Source organism: Caulobacter sp. FV1ye13L, assembly GCF_058681155.1.
The window spans coordinates 1,736,222-1,761,144 of record NZ_CM178732.1; the positions used below are offsets into that span (position 1 = coordinate 1,736,222).

Consider the following 24,923-nt stretch of genomic DNA (forward strand, 5'->3'; position numbering starts at 1 on the left):
ATGCGCGGTATCCGGTTCGTGACCGCCATTCAGGCGGCGGCCTGTTTCGGAGTTTCCCTGGCGGCGATCGGCGCGGCCGGCGCCGGCGCCAACGCGCTGGCGCTGCAGACCCTGGCCGCCGTCATCGCCCTTGGCCTGACGCTGGTGGTCGCGCGCTTCTGGCGCAAGGCCCGCTGGCGGTACTGGCTGCTGATCGCCGCCTGCGCCCTGGCCCTGGTCTGGACCCTGATGACCGGCTCTGTCCTGGAGGGCGCACGGCGCTGGCTGGCCTTGGGACCAGTGCAACTGCACACGGCCTTCCTGGTCCTGCCCCTGGCGGTGTGGGCCGTCGCGAGAGGTTTCGAGGACCGGCGCGTCGCCCCTCTGGCCGCCGGCCTGAGCTTTGCGCTGCTCTATCAGCACGACGCCGCCTCGTCCCTGGCCTGGGCCCTGGCGATCGGCGCGGCAACGCTGGTCCAGCGCCCGCGCCAGATGCTCCCCTGGGCCGTGGTCGCCGTCGCCGCCGTGTTCGCCTATGCCGCCTGGACCGAACCCGACACGCTGCCGGCCGTGCCCTATGTCGAAGGGCTGATCAGCGCCAGCTTCGCCGCCAGTCCCGTGATCGGCGCCCTGACGGCGATTTTGATGTTCAGCCTGCCCGCACCGTTTCTCCTGGTCGCCGCCAGCCGGCCCGAGCGACGCGCCGAAGCCCTGGCCCTTGCGGCATTGTGGGCGGGCTGGATTTTCGCCAACCTGTTTGGCAACTATCCTGCGCCGGTCCTGGGTTACGGCGCCGCGCCGATCCTGGCCTGGGGCCTGTCCGTCGGCCTCGTGCTCGGCGAGCCCGCCAGCCAGAGCAATCCGGCGCCATGATCCAGGCCTCAGGCCTCGACGTCCTGAGCGCCATGACGGATCCGCAGGATGAGAACGGCATCGTCCCTGACCCTGTAGCGGATCAGGTAAGGGTGGATGATCGCAAGCTCTCGCAATCCACGGACGGTCTCACGCCCACGGTCTGGATGCATGGCCAGACTGTCGGCCGCCGATTGAAGGCGTTGCGCCAGGCGAACAGCCGAGGAGGCATTAAACGCCGACACGTAGGCGAAGATGCTTTCGAGATTGGACACGGCCTCGGCCGTCCAGATGATCCGCCGCACTAGTCGCCCGGTTTGGGCGCCGGCGTGGGCGCGCCGTCGGACCATGACTTGAGCCAGCGGCTCACGGCTTCATGGCTGATGACGCGACCCGCCGCGATGTCGGCTTCTGCGCGCGCGTCGGCGGCGGCTTCAGCGGCATCGTCCGTTTCATCGAAGATGGCGGGTTCGATCTTCATGGCCAGAATTTATCATGGCGAGCGCGAAAGTCCATAATCAATTCCAGATTGAATTTTCACCTTTGCGCCTTTGGCGGCAGTACCGATTTCGCCAGCGGGCTTATCGCCCTTGCCTGACCAACCTATACTCTCCGGACCCCAGGGCGCGCCGGAGCGTAGATGACCACCCCAGACCCCACCGCCGGCGGCTTCGACGGCCGAGAGCACCAGCTGCCCGTCCGGATCTATTACGAAGACACCGACTTTTCCGGCATCGTCTATCACGCCAACTATCTGCGCTATTTCGAGCGGGGGCGGAGCGACTTCTTCCGGCTGATCGGCATCTCGCACACTGAGCTGGCCCAGGCCGACACCGCGTTCGCGATCATCCGCATGGAGCTGGACTTCAAGCGTTCGGCGCGGATCGACGACGCCCTGGTGGTTCGCACCACCTATGACAGCATCAAGGGGCCGCGCCTGTTCGTGAGCCAGAAGATCACGCGCGGCGAGGAGGTGATCTGCCAGGCCTCGGGCGTGGCGGTCTGCATCACCCTGGACGGGCGGCCGCGCAGGCCGACGGCGCAGATGCTGGCCCAGATGGCCCCGTGGCTTGAGCCCGCCGCTGGGACCGAAATCTGAGCGCGGGGAATTTTCAGGCTCTCCCGGTGATTGTCATAGTTTCACCAAAGCGCCGCTTCATGCCAGTAAGACGCTAGACCGATACAGACGCCCGAACGGAGCAGGATCCCCCGCATGGACGCCGCCGCAGCCGCCCCCGCCAATTTCTCGTTCCTCGCCCTGTTCATGCAGGCCGACTGGGTTGTGAAGGGGGTGATGGTCGGCCTGATCCTCGCCTCGCTGGGCTCGTGGGCCGTGATTCTGGACAAGCTGTTCCGCTTCGCCGCGCTCAACCGCGCCGCCGACCGCTTCGAGAGCCAGGTCGGGGCCGGCCGCTCGCTGGAAGACGTGGCCGGAGAGGCCGGCGCCAATCCGCGCCATCCGCTGCCGCGCATGCTGCAGGCGGCGCTGAAGGAATGGCGCGAGGCCAAGTCGCGCGGCGCCATCAGCGAAAATCAGGCCGCCTTCCTGATCCAGCGCATCGACCGGATCATGGACACCATGATCGCCCGCGAGAGCGCCAAGGTCGAAGAGGGCCTGGGCAGCCTGGCCATCGTCGCCACCGCCAGCCCGTTCATCGGCCTGTTCGGCACGGTGTGGGGCATCATGCACGCCTTCCAGGCCATCGCCATCTCGAAGAACACCTCGCTGGCCGTGGTGGCCCCGTCGATCGCCGAGGCCCTGTTCGCCACCGCCATCGGCCTGGTCGCCGCCATCCCGGCCTATATCGCCTACAACAAGTTCTCGACCGACGCGGGCAAGTATGCCGGCCGCCTGGAAGGCTTCGCCGACGACCTGTCGACCGCGATCCAGCGTCGCCTGGCCGAGCGGGTCTAGACCGATGTCGATGTCCGCCAACGACGCCTTCGCCACCGGCGGGCGCCGCGGTCGCCGGCGCGGCCGCCGCTCGCGCGGGGCCCTGTCCGAGATCAATGTCACCCCGCTGGTCGACGTGATGCTGGTGCTGCTGATCATCTTCATGATCAGCGCCCCGCTGCTGACCGCCGGCGTGCCGCTGGAGCTGCCCAAGACCGAGGCCGCCGCCCTGCAAAACCAGCAGGAGCCGATCACCGTGTCGATCGATCGCGCCGGCAAGATCTTCGTCGGCGAGACCGAGATCGCCTTCGAGAACCTGGCGCCGCGCATCACCGCCATCGCCGGCGACGGCTATGACAAGCCGCTGTTCGTGCGGGCCGACGGCGCGGCGACCTATGCCGTGGTCGCCCAGACCATGGCGGCGCTGTCGAACGCTGGCTTCGCCAAGATCAACCTGATCACCGAGACGGGCGGCCCTTCGTCGGGCGCGGCCCCGCTAGACGCCCAGCCCGAGGGCTCGGGCGACCTGCGGCCGGCCCAATAGGTCGCTGATGGCCCGGCGTGCTGAAATCGGATTCTCGCCCGCCCTGATCGGGTCGGTCGCGCTGCACGGGCTGGTGGCGGCGGCGATCCTGATCGGCCTGCCGTGGAAGAAGCCCGTGCCCATCACCCTGGGCGAGAGCGTACCGGTGACCATCGTCACCCAGGGCCCCACCAATGTGCGGCCAGCCGAAGAGGCGCTGGAAGACCAGACGGCCCTGACCGAAGAGCCGGTCGCCGAGGCCACGCCGACCCCGCCGGCCCCAGTGCCTGCGCCGGTTCCGACCCCCGCGCCGACCCCGCCGTCCAAGGCCGCGCCCAAGCCGACGCCCACGCCGACTCCGGCCAAGAAGCCGGCCCCAGCCAAGGCCAATGATGACTTCTTCGCCTCGATGGAGGCGTCGCTGTCCAAGACCAAGAAATCGACCGGCAAACCCGCCGCCAATGCGCCCAAGGGGCCCAGCCGGGCGGAGACCTCGGTTTCAGCCCGTCCCGCCGCCGGCGCCGCCACCGGCCTGTCGGCCGCGGCCCTGGGCCGCCTGCAGGGCGAGGTCCAGGATCGCTGGAACCCCAATTGCGAGGTCGAGGGCGGCTCGAACGTCAATGTGCGGGTGGTGTTCGTGATCGGACCGGGCGGCCGCGTGATCGGCCAGCCAGAGTCGCCTGGCACCACATCGCCCGATCCGGTGGTCAAGGCCGCCTCCGACCGCGCGGTTCGCGCGCTGTTGCAGGCTTCGCCGTTCGCTTATCTGCCGTCTGATCTCTACGGTCAGAAAATAGCCCTGAACTTCAACGCAAAACAGGCTTGCACGCGATGATGACGCCCAAGGGGAATGTGATGCGCCTGAAAGCTCTGCTTCTGATGGTCGCCGCCTTGCTGGGCGGGGCCATGGTCTCGCCGGCCGCCGCCCAGATCGAGGTCGACATCAACGCCGGCGCGGTCAAGCCGCTGCCGATCGCCGTGCCCGCCTTCTCCGGCGCAGGACGCGGGGCCGAGATCGCCCAGGTCATCACCGGCAATCTGGAGCGCTCAGGCCTGTTCCAGCCGCTGAACGTCTCGGCTGTGCCCGACAAGCTGCCCGACGTGAACGTCCAGCCGCGCTTTCCCGACTGGCAGGCCACCGGGGCCCAGGCCCTGATCAACGGCCAGGTGACGGTGGGCGCCGACGGCGGCCTGCGCGTCGATTTCCGCCTGTGGGACGTGTTCAGCCAGCAGCAACTGCTGGGCCTGCAGTTCAGCTCCACGCCCGACAACTGGCGCCGCGTGGCCCACAAGATCAGCGACGCCGTCTATGAGCGGCTGACCGGCGAAAAGGGCTATTTCGACACCCGCGTCGCCTTCGTCGCCGAGAGCGGCCCCAAGATGGCCCGCATCAAGCGCCTGGCGATCATGGACCAGGACGGCGCCAATCCGCAGTTCCTGACCGACGGCTCCTATATCGTCATGACCCCACGCTTCTCGGCCACCAGCCAGGAGCTGACCTATATGGCCCTGCGGCCGACCGGCTCGTCGATCTATCTCCTCAATCTCGAGACCAGCCGCCAGGAAACGGTCGGCAAGTTCCCGGGCATGGTCTTCGCCCCGCGCTTCTCGCCCGACGGCAGCAAGGTGGCCTTCTCGGTCGAGAAGGGCGGCAACAGCGACATCTATGTGCTGGACCTGCGCAGCCGCCAGTCGACCCGCATCACCACCGATCCGTCGATCGACACCTCGCCATCGTTCTCGCCAGACGGCAGCAAGATCGTCTTCAACTCCGACCGTGGCGGCCAGGCCCAGCTCTACATGATGAACGCCGACGGCTCGGGCGTGCGGCGCATCTCTTATGGCGGCGGCCGCTATACGACGCCCGTCTGGAGCCCGCGCGGCGACTTCATCGCCTTCACCAAGCAGCTTTCCGGCCAGTTCCACATTGGCGTCATGCGCACCGATGGCAGCGACGAGCGCCTGCTGACCACCAGCTATCTGGACGAGGGCCCGACCTGGGCGCCGAACGGCCGGGTGCTGATGTACTTCCGCGAGAGCCAGAGCGGCACGCCGCGCCTGTGGACCGTCGACATCACCGGCCGCATCCTGCGTCCGGCCGCCTATCAGGGCCAAGCCTCCGATCCGGCCTGGTCGCCGTTGCTGGACTGAATCTGGACGGTCGAGCAACCTCGACTGTTCGGCGACGTTTGTTGTGACGGTTCGCCTTGCAAGTGAATCAAGGTCGCGACAGGGTGATCTGACGCCATTGTGAGGCTTGGTCGGGCGTTTTCATTGTCCCGTTGAGGTGCTTGAAGGGTATCCAACTGGTCCGAACCGAGGTTTTGAGGAGAAACTGGATGAACTTCGACACCAAGCGCGCCGCTAGACTGGCGCTGATCGGTTTGGCGGCCGCCTCTCTCGCCGCCTGCGCTTCGCGGCCGACGCCGGCCGGTCCCGCCCCCGTGGCGCCGAGCGAGCCCGCCAGCCCCAGCGCGCCCTACACCCCGCCGACCTCGCCGGTCAGCCAGGGCGCGGTCCCCGGCTCGGTCCAGGACTTCGTCATCAATATCGGCGAGCGCATCTATTTCGACACGGACGAATATGTCGTGCGCAGCGACGCCCAGCCGGTGCTCGGCGCCCAGGCCCAGTGGCTGAACCGCTATCCGGCCGTCCGCGTCCGCATCGAAGGCAATGCCGACGAACGCGGCACCCGCGAATACAACCTCGCCCTGGGCGCCCGCCGCGCCAACGCCGTCCGCGACTTCCTGGTCAGCCAGGGCGTTTCGGGCGCGCGCATCGAGACCCTGTCCTACGGCAAGGAACGTCCGATCGACGCCGGTTCGTCGGAAGAAGCCTGGGCCAAGAACCGTAACGCCCGCACCGCCATCACCGACGGCGCGCGCTAGCACAAGACGGAACCCTTCCCCCTTGATGGGGGAAGGGTAGGGATGGGGGTGATGCGGCGGTTGGTCCGTCCAGCACCGCGTCACCCCCACCCAACCCTCTCCCATCAAAGGGGGAGGGCTTTGTTTTTCGTCGCCCCACTTTTGTCCGCAATCAGGGCATAATCGCCGACATGAAGCTTAAATCCGTTCTGCTCGCCGCCCTGCTGGTGTCCGCAGCCTTGCCGGCCGTGGCCCAGACTCCCATGCCCGAAGATCCGCTGGACGATCGCTCGGTCAAGCGCGTCGAGCGCATGGAGAAGGTGGTCCGCGAGCTGCGGTCGATCGTGTTCCAGGGCCGCGACACCGGCAAGCCGGTCGTGGTGCAGCCGGCCGAGACCGAGGCCCAGATCCTGACCCTGGGCGAGCGTATCGGCGATCTGGAACAGACCCTGCAGCGCGTCAACGGCCAGAACGAGACCCTGACCCACGACCTGGACCAGGCCCGCCGGGCCACGACCGAACAGAAGACCCGCAGCGACGCGCTGGAGGCCCGTCTCGCGGCGCTCGAGGCCAAGCTGACCGCCCTGGAGACCGCCGCCGTCGAGGCCGCCCAGGTGGCCGAGACGCCGGCCCCGCCCGCGCCGCCGGCCGATCCGGCCGTGGCCTTCAAGCAGGCCCGGCAGTTCCTGCTGGACGGCGACTACGCCAATGCCGAGGCCGCCTTCTTGGCCTATGTGACCAACTATCCCGACAACCCCAAGGCGCCCGAAGCCCGTTACTGGCTGGGCGAGACCCTGTTCGTGCGCGAAGCCTATGGCGACGCCGCCGGGGCCTTTCTGGGCGCCGTGCGCGGCTGGCCGCAGACCGGCTGGGCGCCCGACGCCACCCTGAAGCTGTCGCGCGCGCTGGTGGCGCTGAAAAAGCCCGCCGACGCCTGCAAGACGCTGGACGAGCTGGCCAAGCGCTATCCCAAGGCCCCGCCGGCCGTCGTGTCGCGCGCCGCCTCGACCCGCGTCGCGGCCAAGTGCGCCTAGCAGGGATTTCGGCCGCCCTCGACCGGCGGCTGGATCCCGCGAGCCGCGCGCCCATTGCGGTCGGCTTTTCCGGCGGGGGCGACTCCCTGGCCCTGCTGATCCTCACCCTGGACTGGGCCCGGGCGCACGGCCGTCCGGTGCTGAGCCTGACCGTCGACCATCAGCTGCAGCCGGCCAGCGCCGCCTGGACCCGCGAGGCGGTCACCCACGCGCGCGATCTCGGCGCGAACGCCCTCTCCGTGGCCTGGACGGGTGGCAAGCCGACCGCGGGCCTTTCGGCCGCCGCCCGCCGAGCCCGTCACGCCCTGCTGGCCCAGGCCGCCCGCGTCGGCGGGGCGCGCGTGCTGCTTCTGGGTCACACCGCCGACGATCGGATGGAAGCCGCCGCCATGCGGTCCGAGGGCTCGACCGTCTCCGATCCGCGCGACTGGTCGCCGTCTCCGGTCTGGCCCGAGGGGCGGGACGTCTTCCTGCTGCGCCCCCTGCTGGACCAGCGCCGTTTGGACCTGCGCGACTTTTTGCGCGAGCGGGGCGAGACCTGGCTGGACGACCCGGCCAATGACGATCCGCGCTCGGCCCGCGCCCGGGCGCGGCGGTCGCTGGCTGCGACCGGTGCGCCGGCCGCCGAGCCGGCGCGGCGCGAGCCCCCGAGCTTCGAAGGCGACCCCCTGGGCGTCATCGCCCTGCCGCGAGACGCCGCCGCCGCCCACCTCGCCGCCGCCTGCCTGTGCGCCGCCGGGACCGAGCGTCCGCCGCGCGGCGAGCGACTGGAGCGCCTGGTCGCCCGGCTGCGATCGGGTGAGCTGTTCACCGCCACCCTGGCCGGCGCGCGAACCGAGGCCGGCCCCGACGCGGTGCGATTCCACAGGGACGCGGGCGAGTCGGCGCGGGGCGGTCTGGCCGATCTGGCGCTGGGGCCGCATGAAACCGGCGTCTGGGACGGCCGCTATGAAATTACCGCCGGCAATGTTGCCATCACCGTCCGCGCCCTGAAAGGCCTGGCCGCCAGCCTGTCGAAAGCTCAGCGCGCCGCCCTCAAGGCCACACCCGCCGCAGCCCGCCAGGCCTTGCCCGCCTTGGCTTTGGCGAGCGGCGGCGTCGTTTGTCCCATGCTCGGCGGCCCGGCTCTTGCAGTCAGCGAGGGTGTGCGAATTCGGGCTCTCTTCCTGGATCGTTTCAGGGCCGCGACGGGTCTGATCGACCAAGAATGCGTGACCTGACGACGCACGCGTGGCGCAAGCGCTTGCGACCCCCTATCTTGGGATGTCGAAGGCTATCGTTGGGAAGACGACGGGTATGAATTTCAGGAATGCGGCCATCTGGCTGGTCATCGTTGCGGTGCTGGTCGGCGTCTTTGTCGTCAACCAGACCTCGCACACCCAGGCTGGCGGCGAAATCAGCTATTCGCAGCTTCTGCGCAAGGTGGACGCCGGCGAAATCAAGTCGGCCGAGATCGCCGGCCCGATCGTGGCGGCCAAGGACGGCTCGGGCAATGTGCTCACCGTCAACGCGCCGAACAATTCGGACGAACTGGTCAATCGCCTCGTGGCGAGGGGCGCGGACGTCAAGTTCAAGGGTGGCGGCATCAGCGTGCTGGCCATCCTGGTCAACCTGCTGCCGATCATTCTGGTGATCGGCGTCTGGGTGTTTTTCATGCGCCAGATGCAGGGCGGGGCCAAGGGCGCCATGGGCTTTGGCAAGTCCAAGGCCCGCCTGCTGACCGAGAACAAGAACAAGGTGATCTTCGACGACGTCGCCGGCGTCGACGAGGCTAAGGAAGAACTGCAGGAGATCGTCGATTTCCTGAAGGATCCGGCCAAGTTCCAGCGCCTGGGCGGCAAGATCCCCAAGGGCGCCCTGCTGATCGGCCCTCCCGGCACCGGCAAGACCCTGATCGCCCGCGCCGTCGCGGGTGAGGCGGGCGTGCCGTTCTTCACCATCTCGGGCTCCGACTTCGTCGAGATGTTCGTCGGCGTCGGCGCCAGCCGCGTGCGCGACATGTTCGAGCAGGCCAAGAAGAACGCTCCCTGCATCATCTTCATCGACGAAATCGACGCCGTCGGTCGCCATCGCGGCGCCGGCCTGGGTGGCGGTAACGACGAGCGCGAACAGACCCTCAACCAGCTGCTGGTCGAGATGGACGGCTTCGAGGCTAATGAAGGCATCATCCTGATCGCGGCCACCAACCGTCCCGACGTTCTGGACCCGGCCCTGCTGCGTCCCGGCCGTTTTGACCGTCAGGTCGTGGTGCCCAATCCCGATGTCGCCGGTCGCGAGAAGATCATCCGCGTCCACATGAAGAACGTTCCCCTGGCCGCCGATGTCGACGTGCGCACCCTGGCGCGCGGCACTCCCGGCTTCTCGGGCGCGGATCTGGCCAATCTGGTCAATGAAGCGGCCCTGACGGCGGCCCGCAAGGAGCGTCGCATGGTCACCATGCACGACTTCGAGCACGCCAAGGACAAGGTCATGATGGGCGCCGAGCGTCGCTCGATGGCCATGAGCGAGGACGAGAAGAAGCTGACGGCCTATCACGAGGGCGGTCACGCCCTGGTGGCCCTGCGCGTTCCCGTCGCCGATCCGGTCCACAAGGCCACCATCGTGCCGCGTGGCCGGGCCCTGGGCATGGTCATGCAGCTTCCCGAGGGCGATCGCTACTCGATGAGCTTCGACATGATGACCTCGCGCCTGGCGATCATGATGGCCGGCCGGGTGGCCGAGGAACTGATCTTCGGCAAGGAGAAGATCACCTCGGGCGCCTCCAGCGACATCAGCGCCGCCACCGGCCTGGCCCGCAACATGGTCACCCGCTGGGGCTTCTCCGACAAGCTGGGCACGGTGTCCTATGGCGACAACCAGGACGAAGTGTTCCTGGGTCACTCCGTGGCTCGCACCCAGAACGTTTCGCCCGAGACCATGATCACGATCGACGCCGAGGTCCGCCGCCTGGTCAAGACCGGCGAGGACGAGGCCCGCCGGATCCTGACCGAGGAGCTGGACAACCTGCATGCGGTCGCCAAGGCCCTGCTGGAGTTCGAAACCCTGAGCGGCGACGAGATCATCGGCGTCATGAAGGGCGTCCAGCCCAACCGCAAAGACGAAGACGAAAAGAAGCCGGCCCTGCCGATGTCCTCGGTGCCGATCTCGCCCACGGGCGTCACGGCCTAAGGCCTTCTTCAGACGACACGGAAAAGCCGGTCCCTCGCGGGGCCGGCTTTTTCTTTGGGCCGTCTGCGGCCTACAACACCTGCCATGACCGTCAGCCCTGCCAGACCCCGCCTCATGGGCATCGTCAATGTCACGCCCGACAGCTTTTCGGACGGGGGCCGGTTCCTGCACCACGCCTCGGCCCTGGCCCATGCCCGCCGGCTGATCGCCGACGGCGCCGACATCCTCGACATCGGCGGCGAGTCGACCCGGCCCGGCGCCGCGCCGGTCACACAAGCCGACGAGTTGGCCCGGGTGATCCCGTTGATCGAGGCGATCCGCGCCGACAGCGACGTGATGATCTCGATCGACACCATGAAGCCGGCCGTCGCCCGCGCCGCCGTCGCGGCCGGGGCCACCATCTGGAACGACGTCGCCGCCCTGCGCTTCGCGCCCGACGCGCCGCAAGTCGCCGCCGAACTGGGCTGCGAGGTCGTGCTGATGCACATGCTGGGCGAGCCGGGCACGATGCAGGACGCCCCGGTCTATGACGACGTGGTCGCGCAGGTGCAGGCCTTCCTGCTGGCCCGCGCCGACGCCGCCGTGGCGGCGGGGGTCGAGCGCGGCAAGATCTGGCTGGATCCCGGCATCGGCTTTGGCAAGACGCTCCAGCACAACCTGTCCCTGATCGCCGCCCTGCCGCGCCTTGTCGCCCTGGGCTATCCGGTGCTGCTGGGCGCCAGCCGCAAGCGCTTCATCGCCGCCATCGACCCCTTGGGCGAGGCCGCCGGGGCGCGTCTGGGCGGCTCCCTGGCGGCGCACCTGGCCGGCGCGGCGGCGGGCGTCGCGGCGGTGCGGGCCCACGACGTGCGCGAGACGGCCCAGGCGCTGGCGGTGTGGGAGGCGGTGCGGGCGGCGCCGTGAGGGGCGGGGGCGGATGCTTTGAAGGTCCGCTAGGGGTGGTGAGCGGCCTCGGAACCCTCTCTCTATGAGAGAGGGGTTCAAAACGTCCGACACGAGTCGAAAGCGGTCTTCGGCTCATGGCCAACAGGCGGACGCCCTGCGTCACGCTCATCCTTAAATCTCTTGGAGGCTGGAGCGGCCGGTCGAAGACCGGTCCTTGAGAGACCTTTCCAGTCCGGCGATCGTCTCGCCGTGAGATTTAAGGATGGCTCCTTTCGGCGCGAAGGGGGGCGAGGCGCGCCAATCCCATAAATCACCGTCATTCCCGCCCTTGTGGCGGGAACCCCTCTCTCCGCCGCAGGTGCGGGAGGGGCGAAGTGCGCGCGCACTTCGCTGGCGTCTCACGGGTCAGCTGAAACAGGGGTTCCCGCCACAAGGGCGGGAATGACGAGAGGGTATGGGGATGGACCGTGCGGCATCCCCGTTCTTTCGAAAGTCGACTTCAACGAAATCAACGCCTTGTAAGAAACTTGATCGCGCCTGTCAGACGCGCCGAAACCTCCCGTATTCTTGTCCCACCTCGTCGCGAGGAAAGGGCGCAAGGCCAGCGACCATTGCGGCGGCGGGGGGTGATCGAGCGGGGCTGGGCTTCAGGGGGATACTGAAGCGCGTCCGGGGATCTGGTTGCTGGCCAGACCCGCCCGCCGTCGGCGTGGTTGAAGGCAAAAGGGCGTGTCTGGCTGTAAGCCCGTCCTCTTCGACCGCCGTAGCGCGCTGGAAACGGCGCGGTCCGGGTCCCGGTAAGGCCTCAAGAGGGCCACCCGACGGGAAGCTGACGGAAAACGGTTACGCGGAGCGGACGGCTTCGTCGAAACGGTATTGTCTATCTCTCATCCGGACGTGGTCCGGACGCTCCGCAGCCCTTTACGTCCCTTCAGCGAGCCGTCGCGTGAAGCTGACAAGCCGTGTCCGCCGGACTTGCCCCCTCCGGGGGAAGACGGTCGCGATAGCGGTCAGGAGGGGGCCCGTGACGCCGCCCTCTTCGCACTCCGCCGATTCCCCCCTAGGACTGCCGTCATGACCCACGCTCATCAAGGCCGCGTTCTCGTCATCGCCGGATCGGATTCCGGCGGCGGCGCGGGCATTCAGGCCGACATCAAGACCATCACCGCCCTGGGCGGCTATGCCGCCACCGCCATCACCGCCGTGACGGTGCAGAACACGCTGGGCGTCACCGGCGTGCATCCGATCCCGCTGGAGATCATCGCCGCCCAGGCCCGGGCCGTGCTCGATGACATCGGGGCTGACGCCATCAAGACCGGCATGCTGGGCGATGTGGGCGTGGTCGAGACGGTGGCCGTCATTCTGGAATACGCCAAAAACGTCCCGGTGGTCGTCGATCCGGTGATGGTCGCCAAGGGCGGGGCCAGCCTGCTGGCCGACGCGGCGATCGGGGCGGTGAAGAGCCTGATGATCCCCCGCGCCGCCCTGCTGACCCCCAACGCCCCCGAGGCTGCGGCCCTGACCGGGTTGAGCGTCGAGACCACCGACGACCTGCGCCGGGCCGGCGAGGCGCTGCTGGCCATGGGCGCCCGGGCCGTGCTGATGAAGGGCGGGCACATTGAGGGCGACCGGATGATCGACGTGCTGATGACCCCGGCCGGCGAGACCACCTTCGAGGGCGAGCGGATCGACACCCGTCACACCCACGGCACCGGCTGCACCCTGGCCAGCGCCTGCGCGACGGGCCTGGCCCAGGGCCTGCCGCTGGAACAGGCGGTGGCGCGGGCCTGGAACTATGTGCATGAGGCCATGTTGCGCGCGCCTGGCCTCGGCAAGGGGCATGGCCCTCTGGATCACGGATGGATGCTGCGCAAATGACCGGTTCCCTGGAAACCCGCCTGATCGACATCGTCCATGGCGTGCCCACGACGATGCAGGTGCTGCGCGTCGTTAGGGATCTGGATCTGCCCGACGCCATGATCTTTTCCGGCGCCATCTATCAACCGGTCTGGAACCACCTGACCGGCCGCGCGCCCGACTACGGGATCAAGGACTATGACGTCGCCTATCACGACGCCTCCAACACCTCCTACGAGGCCGAAGATGTGGTGATCCAGCGCGTGGCCGCCGCCTTCGAACCGCCGCTGCGCGACCTGGTCGAGGTGCGCAACCAGGCCCGGGTGCATCTGTGGTTCGAAAAGAAGTTCGGGGCCGACGAGCCCTATCCGCCGCTGGAAAACAGCGCCGCCGCGCTGAAGCGTTTCGTGGCCACCGCCTTCTGCGTGGGCGTGCGGATGGAGGCCGATGACACCCTGAGCGTCTTTGCGCCGTTTGGGCTGGACGACCTGTTTGCGATGCATCTGCGGCCCAATCCCCTGCGGCTAAAGGGCGCCGGCGGCTGGGAACGGACGACGGGCTCGGCCCAGGCGCGCTGGCCGGAGATCACGGTGGAATAGGATGTCATCCCGGATCGGCGCCCGGCTTCGCCAGGATGACAGATCTTAGATTGTCACCATGACAATGTTGTCTTTGCTCTGTGGATCAATCCGAATTAGCCCTGTCGGCGCCTTCCTCTGAAAGATCCGCCCCATGCGCCAGTGGACCATCGACGCCTTCGCCTCCGCGCCCTTCAAGGGCAACCCCGCCTGTGTGGTCGAACCCTTCGACGCCTGGCCTTCCACGGCCTGGATGCAGGCCATGGCGGGTGAGAACAACCAGGCCGAGACCTCGTTCCTGTTGAAGACCGCCGATCCGGCGCGCTTTGGCCTGCGCTGGTTCACCCCCACCGTCGAGGCGCCGATCTGCGGCCACGCCACCCTGGCGGCGGCCCATGCGCTGTTCTTCGAGCTGGGCGTCGAGGCGCCGCTCCTGACCTTCGACACCCAGGCGGGCGCCCTGATCGTGCGTCGCGACGGTGAGCGTCTGGAGATGGATTTTCCCGCCGATCCGCCGCGCAGGACTTCCCTTCCCGAAGGCCTGACCGAGGCCCTGGGTGCGGCGCCGGTCGAGGTCTGGGCCGGCATGTATCTGATCGCGGTGATGAAGGACGAGGCGACCGTCCGCGCCCTGACGCCGGATCAGTCGGCGGTGAAGCTGATTGGCGGCGAGGCTACGGGCGGTCCGGGCCAGATCGTGGCCGTGGCCCTGGCCGATCCGGGCCGGCCCTATCAGGTGGTCAGCCGCTTCTTCGCGCCGGGCTGCGGCATCCCCGAGGATCCGACGACGGGCTCGGCCCACTGCATGCTGATGCCGCTGTTTGGCGAGCGGCTGGGGCGGGAGGTTCTGAACTTCCATCAGGCCTATCCCGGTCGCGGCGGGGACCTGGACTGCGAAAACCGCGGCGCGCGCGTTCTGTTGCGCGGCCGCGGCTTTACGGTGGTGGAAAGCCGGCTCCGTCTGGAGCCGGTCTGACCGGCGTCGGGACTACCAGCGCGGGCGATAGTCGTCGCGGTGATCGCGATAGTCGCGGTCGTGGTCGCGGCCATAGCCTGAGCCATAGTCACGGTCGTGACGCTCGTAGCGGATGGCGGCGCTGATGCGGTCGAAGCGACGATCCAGGTCGGCGCGCTCCCAGCCGCTCAGGCCATCGCGGCGATAGCGGTATTCGAGGCGGGCGGTTTCGCGCAGCTGGGCGTTGAGGCGGTAGGCTTCGCCACGGCTCAGCGAACCGTTGCGCAGGCCTTGGTCAATGCGGCGCTCCAGGCGGTCCTGGCGGTGATTGAAGGACTGGGCGGACGCAACAGCGGGGACAACGGTGGCGGCCGCCAGGGCCGAGACCGCCGTGATCGAAAGCAGGATCTTTTTCATCGGTCGGTTCCTCTTCAAACTTTCCGCCGCCCGGGTGGATGACGTTGATCTGAAGAAACCATGCCCAGCCTGAAGCGGTTCTGAGCCGCTCGTTGTCTGGCGTTCAGGTTGGGAGAATCTTCGCCAGGCGGCCTTCAGGCCGCGTCGGCGAGGCGCGCGGCGGTCATGGCCGCTTCGATGGCCGCATACAGCTTGGTCACTTCGATCGGCTTGGCGACGTGGCCGTCCATGCCGGCGGCCAGATAACCCTCGACCTGATGGGCCAGGGCGTTGGCCGTGACCGCCACGATCGGCGTGCGGGTCCGGCCTTCGGCCCGTTCAAGCTCGCGGATGGTCCTGGCGGCCTCGACGCCGTCCATGATCGGCATGTGAATGTCCATCAGGATGATGTCGTGCCCGCCGCGCTTCCAGGCCTCGATACAGGCCGCGCCGTCTGAGACCAGTTCGACCTCGGCGCCCAGCGGAGCCAGGACGGCGGCGATGACCTTCTGATTGGTCGGATTGTCGTCGGCGGCCAGCACGCGCGGACGGGTGCGAGGGGCCGCAGGGCGTGCCTCCACGGCTCCGGCGACGCTGGCCTCGGCGTCGCCGCGCGGCATGGAGAGCACTACGGTAAAGGTAGAGCCTCGGCCCTCGCGGCTCTGCACGGCGATCCCGCCGCCCATCAGGGTGGCCAGCTCGCGGCAGATCGCCAGGCCCAGACCCGAGCCGCCGAACTGGCGGGTCATCGAGCTGTCGGCCTGGACGAACTTGTCAAACAGTCGCGGCTGCATCTCGGCCGAGATGCCGATGCCGGTGTCCGCAACATCGATCCGAAGGCCCGAGCCATCCTCGGCAGAGGCAAATCGCACAGCCACCGCGCCGGCCGGGGTGAACTTCAGGGCGTTGGAGATCAAGTTGCCGAGGATCTGCCGCAGGCGGTCGACATCGCCGCGCCAAACGCCCTGGGCTTCGGCGGCCACCGCGACTTCAAAGGCCAGGCCCTTGTCACGCGCTTCGCCGGCGAAGCTGTCGCGCAGAGAGACCGCCAGGGCGGGCAGGTCGAAGTCCTCGGCTGCCAGGTCCAGACGGCCGGCCTCGATCTTAGAGAGATCGAGCACATCGTTCAGCACGGCCAGCAGGAGGCCGCCCGACTCGCGGATCACCATCAGGCGCTCATGCTGGGCGGGCTTGAGCTCGTCCATCGCCATGACCTCGGCCATGGCCAGAACGCCGTTCAGCGGCGTGCGGATCTCGTGGCTCATATTGGCCAGGAAGTGGGATTTCAGGACATTGGCGGCGTTGGCTTCATCGCGCGCCTTGACCAGTTCGGCCATGGCCCCGCGCAGGTCCTGGTCATTGATTTCCAGCCGGCTGACCAGCTGGTTGAAGCTTTCGGTCAGGCTCTGGAAGACATCGTCCTCGCTGGTCTGCTCGACCGGGCGGAAGCGTCCGTCGGCGGCCACGGCCTGCATGGCCTCGGTCAGGCGCTGCATCGGGCGGGTCATGCGGCGCGCCAGGCCGTTGGCCAGCAGGATCGCCAGTCCGGCCGAGCCGAAGAACAGCGTGCCGGTCAGGGCCAGGTCGCGGGCCAGAATCTGTTCCAGCCGCGGTTCGCGGGCCACCAGGGCCAGGGTTCCGATCTGCCGGCCGTCCAGCAGGATCTTCTTCTCGACGGTCTGGGTCGATTTTCCGGCCTCGGGCGCGGCGCCAAGGTGGGCGACCACGCGGCCCTGCAGGTCGGAAATCTGTACGCCTGCCACGTGCGGCGCATTGGCGACGGCGGCCAGGGCGTTGCTGACGCCGACCACGTCGCCAGCAGCCAGGGGCGCGGCGGCGCCCGCCGCGACCATCTGGGTCAGAACCTGATGATTGGCCCGGGCCTCCTGCCGGGCGACGCTCCATTGCTGGACCATGAAGCAGGCGCAGGCGGCGACCAGGGCGATGACCGTGGTGATCAGCGCCACGCCCGCGATTCGCGCCTGGAGGGGAACGTGCGTTGGAGCGTCGGTGCTGCGCAGCGGATCAGACATGGGAGGCCCGGGTGAATGCCAAGACCCATTTTGGGGGCATCTCCCTAACGCTTCGCTTCCAAGCCGGTCAGATAGCGCGGCAAAACAACGCTAGGACGTGTTTCTGATTGCACACTCGTTAAGACTTCGTTTACCTTCATTGACAGGTTCTTAACGGGAGATGGGCATGGACAAGGTTTTTGTTGCGCAACGTATCGCGACCAAGCTGTTCGCGACGGAGAACGCCGTTGATACGGCCATGGTCGAAGCCGCCGAGTTGATGGCGGACCTGCTGAAGGCTCGCAAGGACATCGGCCTGTCGGCCGTGGTCGGCGACCGCGCCAGCGCCAAGCTGGTCGAAGCTCTGGCCGCTCTGGGCGAAGCCCGCTCGGCCATGGTCGAAATGCACAATGAACTCAACGATGTAAAGCTGCGCATCGGCATCCGTACGAAGCTGATCGGCATCGAGGACAAGTCGAAGGACGGCGTTCGCGGAGAGGCCGCAGACCTGCGCGAAGTGGGTTAACTCCCGCGAACGTTGCAATACTTTAACTTCGCGAGGCCCCTAATGTGAGTTAGGGGCCTTTGACATGTTACAGCTTATCGCGCCGCTGCTCTGGATACTGTCGGTCGCAACAGTGCTTTTGGCTTGGTCGCGTGGCGGCCCTGCTGAGCGCTGGGGCGCGACAATGATCCTCGTCGGCAATCTGTTTGTTGCGGGGATTCATTTTCTCGTGCCGGCCGAACTTCAAGCCTTGGTCTTGTTGATGGGCGAAGCGGCTCTCGCGGTAGGCTTCCTGATCGTGGCCATGCGCTATTTGAGTCCCTGGCTTGGCTTGGCAATGATTCTGCAAGCGATCCAGTTCAGCCTGCACGCCTACTATCTGATCGGCGAAAAGCCGCACGACTACCTGTATCGCGCCATCAATAATTTCAACACCTTCGCCATCCTGTTGATCATCCTGGCCGCTACGATCCTATCAGCGCTTCGGTATCGGAGCCCCAGGGCAAAATAGTGCCGGGCCGTGGCGAAAAGCCCACCGCCGCGACAATTCTCTCCTTGCCTTTCGGTCTGAAACGGCGTTTCTCGCCGGCGGGCCACGCCCCCCCAACGGGGCGCTGTCCATCTGTAAGGATGGGAGACATCGCTATGACTACCTTCGCCAAGCCGGCGCAACGTCCGGCTCGCCCCGAGTTCTCTTCCGGCCCCTGCGCCAAGCGCCCCGGCTGGACCCCTGAAAATCTCAGAAACGCCGTTTTGGGCCGGTCGCACCGCTCCAAGCTGGGCAAGGCGCGCCTGAAGGCCGCCATCGACCAGACCCGCGAAGTGCTGGAAGTCCCGGCCGACTTCCTGATCGGCATCGTCGCCGGCTCCGACACCGGCGCCGTCGAAATGGCGATGTGGTCGATGCTGGGCGCCCGCCCCGTGCAGCTGATGGCCTTCGAGTCCTTCGGCAAGGACTGGGTCACCGACGTCACCAAGCAATTGAAGCTGCCCAACGTCGAGGTGCTCGACGCGCCTTACGGCCAGCTGCCCGACACCTCCAAGGTCGATCCGGCCAAGGACCTGGTTTTCACCTGGAACGGCACCACCTCGGGCGTCCGCGTCCCGAACGCCGACTTCATCGCGGCTGACCGCGAAGGCATCACGATCTGCGACGCCACCAGCGCCGCCTTCGCCCAGGACCTGGACTGGACCAAGCTGGATGTCGTGACCTTCTCCTGGCAGAAGGCGCTCGGCGGCGAAGGCGCGCACGGCGTGCTGATCCTGTCGCCCCGCGCGGTGGCTCGCCTCGAGAGCTACACGCCGGCCTGGCCGATGCCCAAGCTGTTCCGCATGACCAAGGGCGGCAAGGTCAGCCTCGACATCTTCGAGGGCGCGACCATCAACACGCCGTCGATGCTCTGCGTGGAAGACGCCCTGGACGCCCTGAAGTGGGCCTCGTCCATCGGCGGTCTGGAAGGCATGCAATCGCGCGCCGACCAGAACCTGGCCGTGATCGCCGACTGGGTGGCCAAGACCCCGTGGGTCGATTTCCTGGCCGCCACGCAGCACATCCGCTCCAACACCTCGGTGTGCCTCAAGGTCGTCGATCCCGCGATCGCCGCCCTGCCGGAAGACGCCCAGGCCGACTTCGCCAAGAAGCTGGCCAGCCTGCTCGAGAAAGAGGGCGCGGCCCTCGACATCGGCGGCTATCGCGACGCCCCGGCCGGCCTGCGCATCTGGTGCGGCGCCACCGTCGAGGCCTCGGATCTGGAAGCCCTGACACCTTGGCTGGACTGGGCGTTCGCCACCGTCTCGGCCGAGCTGGTCGCCTAAACACCTCCCAATACGACTGCAATCCTCGTCCCTCGATCTGTTCGGGACGGGGGTTGCAGAACCCCCCATCACAGCCGCCGCCCGAAATCCGTCGCAGGACAGGGCCGGCTCTCCAGGATCGGACACCTCATCATGGCTCCCCGCGTTCTCATCGCTGACAAGCTCAGCCCCGCCGCCGTCGACATCTTCAAGAACCGCGGCGTCGATTTCGACATCAAGGTCGGCCTGTCGAAAGACGAACTGATCGCCGTCATCGGCGACTATGACGGCATCGCCATCCGCTCGGGCGCCAAGCTCGACAAGGATGTCATCGCCGCCGCCCACAAGCTGCAGGTCATCGCCCGCGCCGGCATCGGCGTCGACAATGTCGACATACCCGCCGCGACGGCCAAGGGCGTGGTGGTGATGAACACCCCGTTCGGCAACTCGATCACCACGGCCGAGCACGCCATTGCGATGATGTTCGCCCTGGCCCGCCAGCTGCCCGCCGCCGACGCCAGCACCCAGGCCGGCAAGTGGGAAAAGAACCGGTTCATGGGCGTGGAGCTGTACGCCAAGACCCTTGGCCTGATCGGCGCCGGCAATATCGGCGGCATCGTCGCTGACCGGGCCCTGGGCCTGAAGATGAAGGTCGTCGCCTACGACCCGTTCCTGAGCCCCGAGCGCGCCATCGAGATGGGTGTCGAAAAGGTCGAGCTGGAAGACCTGCTGGCCCGCGCCGACGTCATCACCCTGCACACCCCGCTGACCGACAAGACCCGCAACATCCTGTCGGCCGAGAACCTGGCCAAGACCAAGAAGGGCGTGCTGATCGTCAACTGCGCCCGTGGCGGTCTGGTCGACGAGGTCGCCCTGCGCGCCCTGCTCGACAGCGGCCATGTCGGCGGCGCCGGCTTTGACGTCTTCGTCACCGAGCCGGCCAAGGAAAACCCGCTGTTCGGTTCGGACCGCGTGGTGGCCACCCCGCACCTGGGCGCCAGCACCAACGAAGCCCAAGAAAACGTCGCCCTGCAGGTCGCCGAGCAGATGAGCGACTACCTGCTGACCGGCGCCGTCACCAACGCGCTGAACAGCCCGTCGATCACGGCCGAAGAAGCCCCCAAGCTGAAGCCGTTCGTGGCCCTGGCCGAGAAGATCGGCGCCCTGGCCGGCCAGATGGTCGACTTCGGCATCAAGGCCATCGACATCGCCTATGAGGGCGAGGTCGCCAATCTCAACGTCAAGCCGATGACCTCGGCCGCCCTGGCCGGGATCCTCAAGCCGATGCTGGCCGAGATCAACATGGTCTCCGCTCCGGCCGTGGCCAAGGAGCGCGGCATCACCGTTTCCGAGAGCCGCCAGGAAGTCAGCCCCACCTATGACAGCCTGATGCGCATCACCATCACCACCGAAAAGGGCAAGCGCGCCTTTGCCGGCACGGTGATCGCCGGCGCCCCGCGCGTCGTCGAGGTCAAGGGCATGGAGCTGGACGCGGCCTTCTCGCCGGCCATGCTCTACATCAACAACCTCGACAAACCGGGCTTCATCGGCGCCCTGGGCATGCTGCTGGGCGAGGCGGGCGTCAATATCGCCACCTTCAACCTGGGCCGGCTGTCGGCCGACGAGGACGCCATCGCCCTGGTCGGCGTCGACCAGGCTCCGAGCGCCGATCTTCTGGCCAAGATCCAGGCTCTGCCGCACGTCAAGGAAGCGCGCGCGCTGACGTTCTAGGCTTTGCGATTTCGTCATCCCGGGGCGGCATAGTCGCCGTTCCCGGGATGATGATGGGTTTCAAGTTTGAGCATGCCGCTGTTCCAGAACCGCAAGGTCAATCGCCTGGCCTTGGCCGTCTTCGTGGCGGCGTCGCTGTTCACCCTGTGGCGCGCCGTGCTGCCGGATGACGGTGGCGTCGACTTTATTCCGTGGGACAAGGCCAAGCATTTCATCGCCTTCTATGTGCTGACCGCCCTGGCGGTCGCCGCCCTGCCGGCCAGCCGCTTCTGGCGGATCGGCGCGGTCCTGCTGAGCTTCGGCGTCGGGATCGAGCTGGTTCAGGCCCTGGTCGGCCGTGACGCCGCGTTTGGCGACGTGGTCGCCGACGCCTGCGGGATCGGGGCGCTGTTTGGGCCGATCGTCCTGCGCGCCTGGACCCGGAGAGAGCCAGCCGCAGCCTAATTATAGGCCAGATGCTCGGGTCGGAAGTAGAACAGCCACTCCAGCTTCAGGACGTTTTGCAGTTCCCGGAAGCTGGGCGGCTCGTAGCGCGACACCACATGCAGCGGCTTGTCGGTAATTTTCAGCGCCTCGATCAGCAGGACGATCGAGGTGTCGACCGTGGCGATCCGCGCGGCGCGTTCGATCACCGTGCTCCAGTCAATCAGGGTGTAACCCTCAACCATCCGTAGGCGGACTTCCTTTTCCGGCGCCCGGTGCGGAAAGGGAATGGTGCGCGAGCTGCAGGTCTCGTTGATCAGGGCATAGGGCACGCCGTCGTCCAGGCCCAGTTCGCGAAACAGCCGCTCTTCCTTTTCCAGGTCGCGGCGCAGGGTGACGTGGTCGGCCCAGCCGTCCATCTCGACGCCGGAGACCTGGTATTTCAGATCCATGGTCTGTTCGGGGGCGTAGCGCCACGAGAAGAACAGCGACAGGAACGTGTAGGCGTTGGCCTCGATGGGGCTGAGCGCGATCTTGTCGGCCAGGAACAACACCTCGTCGCGGAAGTCGAAATCGCCCTCCAGGATCGGTGTCTCGACCGTCTCCGGCATCACCAGGGCGTCATAGACCCATTTGTGCGTCTCGCGCACCGGCAGGATCACTCTGCGGCCGCCGGCGGCATAGGTTTTGACGATCTTCTGGATGAACAGCAGATCGCCGGCCATGCCGGGTTGAAAGATGATCACGGGCTTCATGTCGGGCTCGCAGAATCGTGCTGGCGACCAGTCTGGCACAACTTCACCATTGGACACCCTGTGACGGAGACACACGGCTTTGCGCTCTCGCGCCGAAATCGGCCGCAAGTGGGTTGGGGAGGCGCGAAGCGGCCGGGGCGAACCCGGATGACCGTGATGTGTTGTGTGCGTTTCGGCTCGACCTGTCCGCTTCGCAGAAGCTGTTCTTGCGTGAGGATCGGGCCAAGCGAGCGTCTTTCAGCTCTGATACCCAAGAGCCCCCGTACGGGCGCGCTCCAAGGTCGATCGGCTAACCGTCTCGACCCCCGACGATGCGCGATAGGCGGGTTTACGATCCCTCGCCCTGTTGCTCCGCGCTGTTCCTCCGACGAGCCCTCCGGTGGTCCCGGATCTATCCAACGAACAGACCACCTTCGTCCTCGCCGCGTGACCGCGCGGCCCCGCTCAGCTCCATCCCCATCGCCGCTGTTGGGCCGGATCCAGGCGCCTCCCCCTGCGACGGGGACAGCTACGATTATGCGGGAGGTTTGAGCGCCGAGGATTGGCGCGATCAACTATTTTACAGGGCGTTGATTTCGTTGAGCTCGGCGCCGGAAAGAACGGGGATAGACTGCGCTGTATCCCCGCACTTGCCTCCTACGGGTCGCTGCGCGACCGTCTTCCCCCGGAGGGGGAAGATGAGGTCGGCGCGTTTCATCTTCCCCCTGACAAGGGGGAGGACGACCGCGTAGCGGTCAGGAGGGGGCCTGCGGCGTTGGCCAGAGAAACACCGCCGCTTCGCGCCAGCGTCTCCATCGCGGTCCAGGCTGAACCCTAAGCCCGGCTGCGGGCCTTGGCCGGGGTGGCGGCCTCGGTCCCGCGAATGCGGTCGACCATCGCGAACAGCTGGCTGCGGACGCCAAACTCGTCGCCCGCCATGGCGGTGCTTTCCAGCAGGGCCAGCAGGTCAGCGTCGATGATCGGGCACGGCGTCTGGGGCGCGGCTTCGATCACCCCCGGCGCCTTGGGCCTGGCGGCCTCGTTGACGTCGACCAGCACCTCGGTGAGCTTTTCGCCGGGGCGAAGGCCGGTGATGCGGATCTCGATGTCGCGGTCGGGGACCAGGCCTTGCAGTTCGATCATGCGGCGGGCCAGGTCGATGATCTTGACCGGCTCGCCCATTTCCAGGGTCAGCACGCCGGCCGGCGGCTCGGGCGAGGTGGTCGACAGGGCCACGGCGCGCAGCACCAGTTGCACCGCCTCGGGGATGGTCATGAAGAAGCGTTCGACCTCGGCGTCGGTCAGGGTGATCGGGCCGCCGCGGGCGATCTGGTGCTGGAACAGCGGCACCACCGAACCGGCCGAGCCCAGCACATTGCCGAACCGCACGATGCTGACGCGAGTCTCGTGGCTGGAGCCGTACTGGCGGGCCAGGGCTTCGGCGACGCGCTTGGTCGCGCCCATCACGCTGGTCGGGGCCACGGCCTTGTCGGTCGAGATCAACGCCATGTGCGCCGCGCCGAAGGCCTTGGCGGCCATGGCCACGTTGCGGGTGCCCAGCACATTGGTGCGGGCGCCTTCGCAGGGATGGTTCTCGACCATGGTGACGTGCTTGAGCGCCGCGGCGTGGAAGACGATCTCGGGCCGCTCGGCGGCAAAGACGCGGTCCAGTCGGGCGGCGTCGCGGACGTCGCACAGGACCTCGCGGCGCAACAGGGAGGGCCAGGCCTCGCCCAGCTCGCGGTCGATATGGAAGAGGTTGGCCTCGGAGACATCCAGCAGGGTCAGCTGGGCGCAGCCGCTGGCGGCGATCTGGCGGCACAGCTCTGAGCCGATGCTGCCGCCGGCCCCGGTGACCAGAACCCGGCGGCCGGCCACCAGGGTGCGGACGGGCTCGGGATCCAGACACACGGGCGGGCGGCTGAGCAGTTCCTCGAGGCTGATTTCGCGCAGGGCGGTGGCGGTGTGGCCCATCTCGACCACGCCATGGCGGCGCAGCAGGCGCATGCCCTCGCTCTTCAACCGGCCCAGGCGCTCGGAGCCGAAGGCGCTCATCGGGCTGTCGGCCAGAAACAGGATGGCCGCCGGGGCCAGTCCGCCCTCGCGCAGTTGCGCCAGCACCGAGTCGAAGGCCGCGATCGAGCCCAGCACGCAGACGCCGCGCAGTTCGTCGCCGGTTTCCCGGTCGAGCGGCGAGACCACGCCGACCGGGGTGTAGCGTTCGCCAAGGCCGGTCGGAGCCCGCAGGAATTCCTCGGCCTCCGCGGCGGCGCCGACGATCAGCAGGCGGGGCTGGGCGGGATGGGCGGCGCCCGTGCGCAGGCCAAGAACCGATTCGAACAGCACGCGCTCGTGCAGGCCGCGACGCACGACCCGCAGGCTGGCCAGCAGGAACACCTGGATCACGAACGCGCCGATCAGGGCGCGAAGGCCCTCGAACCGCGCGGTGACCAGCCAGAGCAGGGCGGCGAAAACCAGACAGGTGACGAAGGCCGAACGGGCCAGACGCAGTATGTCGCTGGCCGCCACGAAGCGCCATGGCACGCGCTCAACGCGAAGCACCAGCTCGACCAGCAGCGCCGAGACGGCGAACAGAGCGGCCTGGGGCAAGACGTGCATGTCGATCGTCGTGACGCCGGCCAAGACCCTGCCAGCCAGGAAGGCCAGGAAGGCTAGCAGCGTGTGTGCTGCGATCTTTCCCGCACGACCCATAGACGAAACCTCTACTTCAAACGC

At 67.5% G+C, this 24,923-nt stretch carries 25 protein-coding genes and 1 pseudogene; 20 read left to right on the plus strand and 6 right to left on the minus strand.

The features are described from left to right. On the plus strand, positions 1 to 852 hold the full coding sequence (locus ACW176_RS08270; RefSeq protein WP_492111580.1) for an FtsW/RodA/SpoVE family cell cycle protein: 852 nt from the start codon (positions 1 to 3) through the stop codon (positions 850 to 852). A gap of 8 nt (positions 853 to 860) precedes the next feature. On the opposite strand, the gene ACW176_RS08275 is transcribed toward ACW176_RS08270, so the two are convergent. After that, positions 861 to 1,136: a type II toxin-antitoxin system RelE/ParE family toxin gene (locus ACW176_RS08275; RefSeq protein WP_492111581.1), complete on the minus strand. Its 276-nt coding sequence runs from the start codon at positions 1,134 to 1,136 to the stop codon at positions 861 to 863. Continuing rightward, positions 1,136 to 1,312 carry a CopG family transcriptional regulator gene (locus ACW176_RS08280; protein WP_492111582.1) on the minus strand — a complete coding sequence of 59 codons (177 nt, stop codon included), beginning with the start codon at positions 1,310 to 1,312 and terminating at the stop codon, positions 1,136 to 1,138. The genes ACW176_RS08275 and ACW176_RS08280 overlap by 1 nt, the downstream gene beginning before the upstream one ends. A 159-nt stretch (positions 1,313 to 1,471) precedes the next feature. Here ACW176_RS08280 and ACW176_RS08285 point away from each other — a divergent pair, with 159 nt between their 5' ends. The 14 genes and pseudogenes from ACW176_RS08285 to ACW176_RS08350 all read left to right on the plus strand — a co-directional run bounded on the left by ACW176_RS08285 (position 1,472) and on the right by ACW176_RS08350 (position 14,613). Then, positions 1,472 to 1,930: a YbgC/FadM family acyl-CoA thioesterase gene (locus tag ACW176_RS08285; RefSeq protein WP_492111583.1), complete on the plus strand. Its 459-nt coding sequence runs from the start codon at positions 1,472 to 1,474 to the stop codon at positions 1,928 to 1,930. A gap of 114 nt (positions 1,931 to 2,044) precedes the next feature. Then, the gene (tolQ, locus tag ACW176_RS08290) at positions 2,045 to 2,746 is read left to right on the plus strand and encodes a protein TolQ (protein WP_492058320.1); all 702 of its coding nucleotides are present in this window, start codon (positions 2,045 to 2,047) and stop codon (positions 2,744 to 2,746) included. 4 nt (positions 2,747 to 2,750) lie between these two features. Then, complete coding sequence (locus ACW176_RS08295; RefSeq protein ID WP_492111584.1) at positions 2,751 to 3,269, plus strand: ExbD/TolR family protein; 519 nt, start codon at positions 2,751 to 2,753, stop codon at positions 3,267 to 3,269. A gap of 7 nt (positions 3,270 to 3,276) precedes the next feature. Beyond that, complete coding sequence (gene tolA, locus ACW176_RS08300; RefSeq protein WP_492111585.1) at positions 3,277 to 4,083, plus strand: cell envelope integrity protein TolA; 807 nt, start codon at positions 3,277 to 3,279, stop codon at positions 4,081 to 4,083. A gap of 20 nt (positions 4,084 to 4,103) precedes the next feature. Further along, positions 4,104 to 5,399, plus strand: a complete 1,296-nt coding sequence (tolB, locus tag ACW176_RS08305) for a Tol-Pal system beta propeller repeat protein TolB (RefSeq protein ID WP_492111586.1) — start codon at positions 4,104 to 4,106, stop codon at positions 5,397 to 5,399. A 173-nt stretch (positions 5,400 to 5,572) separates the two neighbouring features. Beyond that, positions 5,573 to 6,136: a peptidoglycan-associated lipoprotein Pal gene (gene pal / locus ACW176_RS08310; protein ID WP_419321383.1), complete on the plus strand. Its 564-nt coding sequence runs from the start codon at positions 5,573 to 5,575 to the stop codon at positions 6,134 to 6,136. 170 nt (positions 6,137 to 6,306) lie between these two features. Beyond that, positions 6,307 to 7,149, plus strand: a complete 843-nt coding sequence (ybgF, locus tag ACW176_RS08315) for a tol-pal system protein YbgF (RefSeq protein ID WP_492111587.1) — start codon at positions 6,307 to 6,309, stop codon at positions 7,147 to 7,149. Next, positions 7,140 to 8,369, plus strand: coding sequence for a tRNA lysidine(34) synthetase TilS (tilS, locus tag ACW176_RS08320; RefSeq protein ID WP_492111588.1), 1,230 nt, complete (start codon positions 7,140 to 7,142; stop codon positions 8,367 to 8,369). The genes ybgF and tilS overlap by 10 nt, the downstream gene beginning before the upstream one ends. Positions 8,370 to 8,445: 76 nt before the next feature. Continuing rightward, positions 8,446 to 10,317, plus strand: a complete 1,872-nt coding sequence (gene ftsH, locus ACW176_RS08325; RefSeq protein ID WP_492111589.1) for an ATP-dependent zinc metalloprotease FtsH — start codon at positions 8,446 to 8,448, stop codon at positions 10,315 to 10,317. Positions 10,318 to 10,401: 84 nt separating this feature from the next. Continuing rightward, positions 10,402 to 11,220, plus strand: a complete 819-nt coding sequence (gene folP / locus ACW176_RS08330) for a dihydropteroate synthase (protein WP_492111590.1) — start codon at positions 10,402 to 10,404, stop codon at positions 11,218 to 11,220. Between the two features lie 244 nt (positions 11,221 to 11,464). Beyond that, a pseudogene (locus ACW176_RS08335) lies at positions 11,465 to 11,655 on the plus strand (hypothetical protein); the annotation flags it as partial. A 621-nt stretch (positions 11,656 to 12,276) separates the two neighbouring features. Continuing rightward, positions 12,277 to 13,080 (plus strand): bifunctional hydroxymethylpyrimidine kinase/phosphomethylpyrimidine kinase, encoded by an 804-nt coding sequence (gene thiD / locus ACW176_RS08340; RefSeq protein WP_492111591.1) that lies wholly within the window; start codon positions 12,277 to 12,279, stop codon positions 13,078 to 13,080. Then, on the plus strand, positions 13,077 to 13,658 hold the full coding sequence (locus ACW176_RS08345) for a nucleotidyltransferase family protein (RefSeq protein ID WP_492111592.1): 582 nt from the start codon (positions 13,077 to 13,079) through the stop codon (positions 13,656 to 13,658). Before thiD ends, ACW176_RS08345 begins: the two co-directional genes overlap by 4 nt. A gap of 133 nt (positions 13,659 to 13,791) precedes the next feature. Continuing rightward, positions 13,792 to 14,613 (plus strand): PhzF family phenazine biosynthesis protein, encoded by an 822-nt coding sequence (locus tag ACW176_RS08350; protein WP_492111593.1) that lies wholly within the window; start codon positions 13,792 to 13,794, stop codon positions 14,611 to 14,613. Between the two features lie 12 nt (positions 14,614 to 14,625). Here the strand turns inward: ACW176_RS08350 and ACW176_RS08355 are convergent, their stop codons facing one another. Both ACW176_RS08355 and ACW176_RS08360 read right to left on the minus strand, forming a co-directional pair. Then, on the minus strand, positions 14,626 to 15,009 hold the full coding sequence (locus ACW176_RS08355; protein ID WP_492111594.1) for a hypothetical protein: 384 nt from the start codon (positions 15,007 to 15,009) through the stop codon (positions 14,626 to 14,628). 134 nt (positions 15,010 to 15,143) lie between these two features. Further along, entirely contained in the window at positions 15,144 to 17,021 is a 1,878-nt protein-coding gene (locus ACW176_RS08360) for an ATP-binding protein (protein ID WP_492111595.1), read from the minus strand. A gap of 166 nt (positions 17,022 to 17,187) precedes the next feature. Here ACW176_RS08360 and ACW176_RS08365 point away from each other — a divergent pair, with 166 nt between their 5' ends. From ACW176_RS08365 to ACW176_RS08385, 5 genes are all read left to right on the plus strand, one after another. After that, entirely contained in the window at positions 17,188 to 17,526 is a 339-nt protein-coding gene (locus tag ACW176_RS08365) for a hypothetical protein (RefSeq protein WP_492111596.1), read from the plus strand. 64 nt (positions 17,527 to 17,590) lie between these two features. After that, on the plus strand, positions 17,591 to 18,016 hold the full coding sequence (locus ACW176_RS08370; protein WP_492111597.1) for a hypothetical protein: 426 nt from the start codon (positions 17,591 to 17,593) through the stop codon (positions 18,014 to 18,016). 134 nt (positions 18,017 to 18,150) lie between these two features. After that, positions 18,151 to 19,320, plus strand: coding sequence for a phosphoserine transaminase (locus ACW176_RS08375; protein WP_492111598.1), 1,170 nt, complete (start codon positions 18,151 to 18,153; stop codon positions 19,318 to 19,320). 129 nt (positions 19,321 to 19,449) lie between these two features. After that, positions 19,450 to 21,030 carry a phosphoglycerate dehydrogenase gene (serA, locus tag ACW176_RS08380; RefSeq protein ID WP_492111895.1) on the plus strand — a complete coding sequence of 527 codons (1,581 nt, stop codon included), beginning with the start codon at positions 19,450 to 19,452 and terminating at the stop codon, positions 21,028 to 21,030. 72 nt (positions 21,031 to 21,102) lie between these two features. Next, positions 21,103 to 21,474 carry a VanZ family protein gene (locus tag ACW176_RS08385; protein WP_492111896.1) on the plus strand — a complete coding sequence of 124 codons (372 nt, stop codon included), beginning with the start codon at positions 21,103 to 21,105 and terminating at the stop codon, positions 21,472 to 21,474. On the opposite strand, the gene ACW176_RS08390 is transcribed toward ACW176_RS08385, so the two are convergent. Both ACW176_RS08390 and ACW176_RS08395 read right to left on the minus strand, forming a co-directional pair. Next, positions 21,471 to 22,208, minus strand: coding sequence for a hypothetical protein (locus tag ACW176_RS08390; RefSeq protein WP_492111599.1), 738 nt, complete (start codon positions 22,206 to 22,208; stop codon positions 21,471 to 21,473). The genes ACW176_RS08385 and ACW176_RS08390 overlap by 4 nt on opposite strands. An 813-nt stretch (positions 22,209 to 23,021) precedes the next feature. Next, positions 23,022 to 24,899 carry a polysaccharide biosynthesis protein gene (locus ACW176_RS08395; protein WP_492111600.1) on the minus strand — a complete coding sequence of 626 codons (1,878 nt, stop codon included), beginning with the start codon at positions 24,897 to 24,899 and terminating at the stop codon, positions 23,022 to 23,024. Positions 24,900 to 24,923 lie beyond the last annotated feature (24 nt).

Bases quoted from the DNA above. Each gene is read 5' to 3' on its own strand.
- ACW176_RS08370 (WP_492111597.1), top strand. From the start codon at position 17,591: ATGTTACAGCTTATCGCGCCGCTGCTCTGGATACTGTCGGTCGCAACA.
- tolQ (WP_492058320.1), top strand. From the start codon at position 2,045: ATGGACGCCGCCGCAGCCGCCCCCGCCAATTTCTCGTTCCTCGCCCTG.
- ACW176_RS08295 (WP_492111584.1), top strand. From the start codon at position 2,751: ATGTCGATGTCCGCCAACGACGCCTTCGCCACCGGCGGGCGCCGCGGT.
- tolB (WP_492111586.1), top strand. From the start codon at position 4,104: ATGCGCCTGAAAGCTCTGCTTCTGATGGTCGCCGCCTTGCTGGGCGGG.
- ftsH (WP_492111589.1), top strand. From the start codon at position 8,446: ATGAATTTCAGGAATGCGGCCATCTGGCTGGTCATCGTTGCGGTGCTG.
- ACW176_RS08390 (WP_492111599.1), bottom strand. From the start codon at position 22,208: ATGAAGCCCGTGATCATCTTTCAACCCGGCATGGCCGGCGATCTGCTG.
- ACW176_RS08345 (WP_492111592.1), top strand. From the start codon at position 13,077: ATGACCGGTTCCCTGGAAACCCGCCTGATCGACATCGTCCATGGCGTG.
- ACW176_RS08360 (WP_492111595.1), bottom strand. From the start codon at position 17,021: ATGTCTGATCCGCTGCGCAGCACCGACGCTCCAACGCACGTTCCCCTC.
- ACW176_RS08280 (WP_492111582.1), bottom strand. From the start codon at position 1,312: ATGAAGATCGAACCCGCCATCTTCGATGAAACGGACGATGCCGCTGAA.
- thiD (WP_492111591.1), top strand. From the start codon at position 12,277: ATGACCCACGCTCATCAAGGCCGCGTTCTCGTCATCGCCGGATCGGAT.
- tolA (WP_492111585.1), top strand. From the start codon at position 3,277: ATGGCCCGGCGTGCTGAAATCGGATTCTCGCCCGCCCTGATCGGGTCG.
- folP (WP_492111590.1), top strand. From the start codon at position 10,402: ATGACCGTCAGCCCTGCCAGACCCCGCCTCATGGGCATCGTCAATGTC.
- ACW176_RS08350 (WP_492111593.1), top strand. From the start codon at position 13,792: ATGCGCCAGTGGACCATCGACGCCTTCGCCTCCGCGCCCTTCAAGGGC.
- ACW176_RS08355 (WP_492111594.1), bottom strand. From the start codon at position 15,009: ATGAAAAAGATCCTGCTTTCGATCACGGCGGTCTCGGCCCTGGCGGCC.
- ACW176_RS08375 (WP_492111598.1), top strand. From the start codon at position 18,151: ATGACTACCTTCGCCAAGCCGGCGCAACGTCCGGCTCGCCCCGAGTTC.
- ybgF (WP_492111587.1), top strand. From the start codon at position 6,307: ATGAAGCTTAAATCCGTTCTGCTCGCCGCCCTGCTGGTGTCCGCAGCC.
- ACW176_RS08385 (WP_492111896.1), top strand. From the start codon at position 21,103: ATGCCGCTGTTCCAGAACCGCAAGGTCAATCGCCTGGCCTTGGCCGTC.
- ACW176_RS08365 (WP_492111596.1), top strand. From the start codon at position 17,188: ATGGACAAGGTTTTTGTTGCGCAACGTATCGCGACCAAGCTGTTCGCG.
- ACW176_RS08285 (WP_492111583.1), top strand. From the start codon at position 1,472: ATGACCACCCCAGACCCCACCGCCGGCGGCTTCGACGGCCGAGAGCAC.
- ACW176_RS08395 (WP_492111600.1), bottom strand. From the start codon at position 24,899: ATGGGTCGTGCGGGAAAGATCGCAGCACACACGCTGCTAGCCTTCCTG.
- ACW176_RS08270 (WP_492111580.1), top strand. From the start codon at position 1: ATGCGCGGTATCCGGTTCGTGACCGCCATTCAGGCGGCGGCCTGTTTC.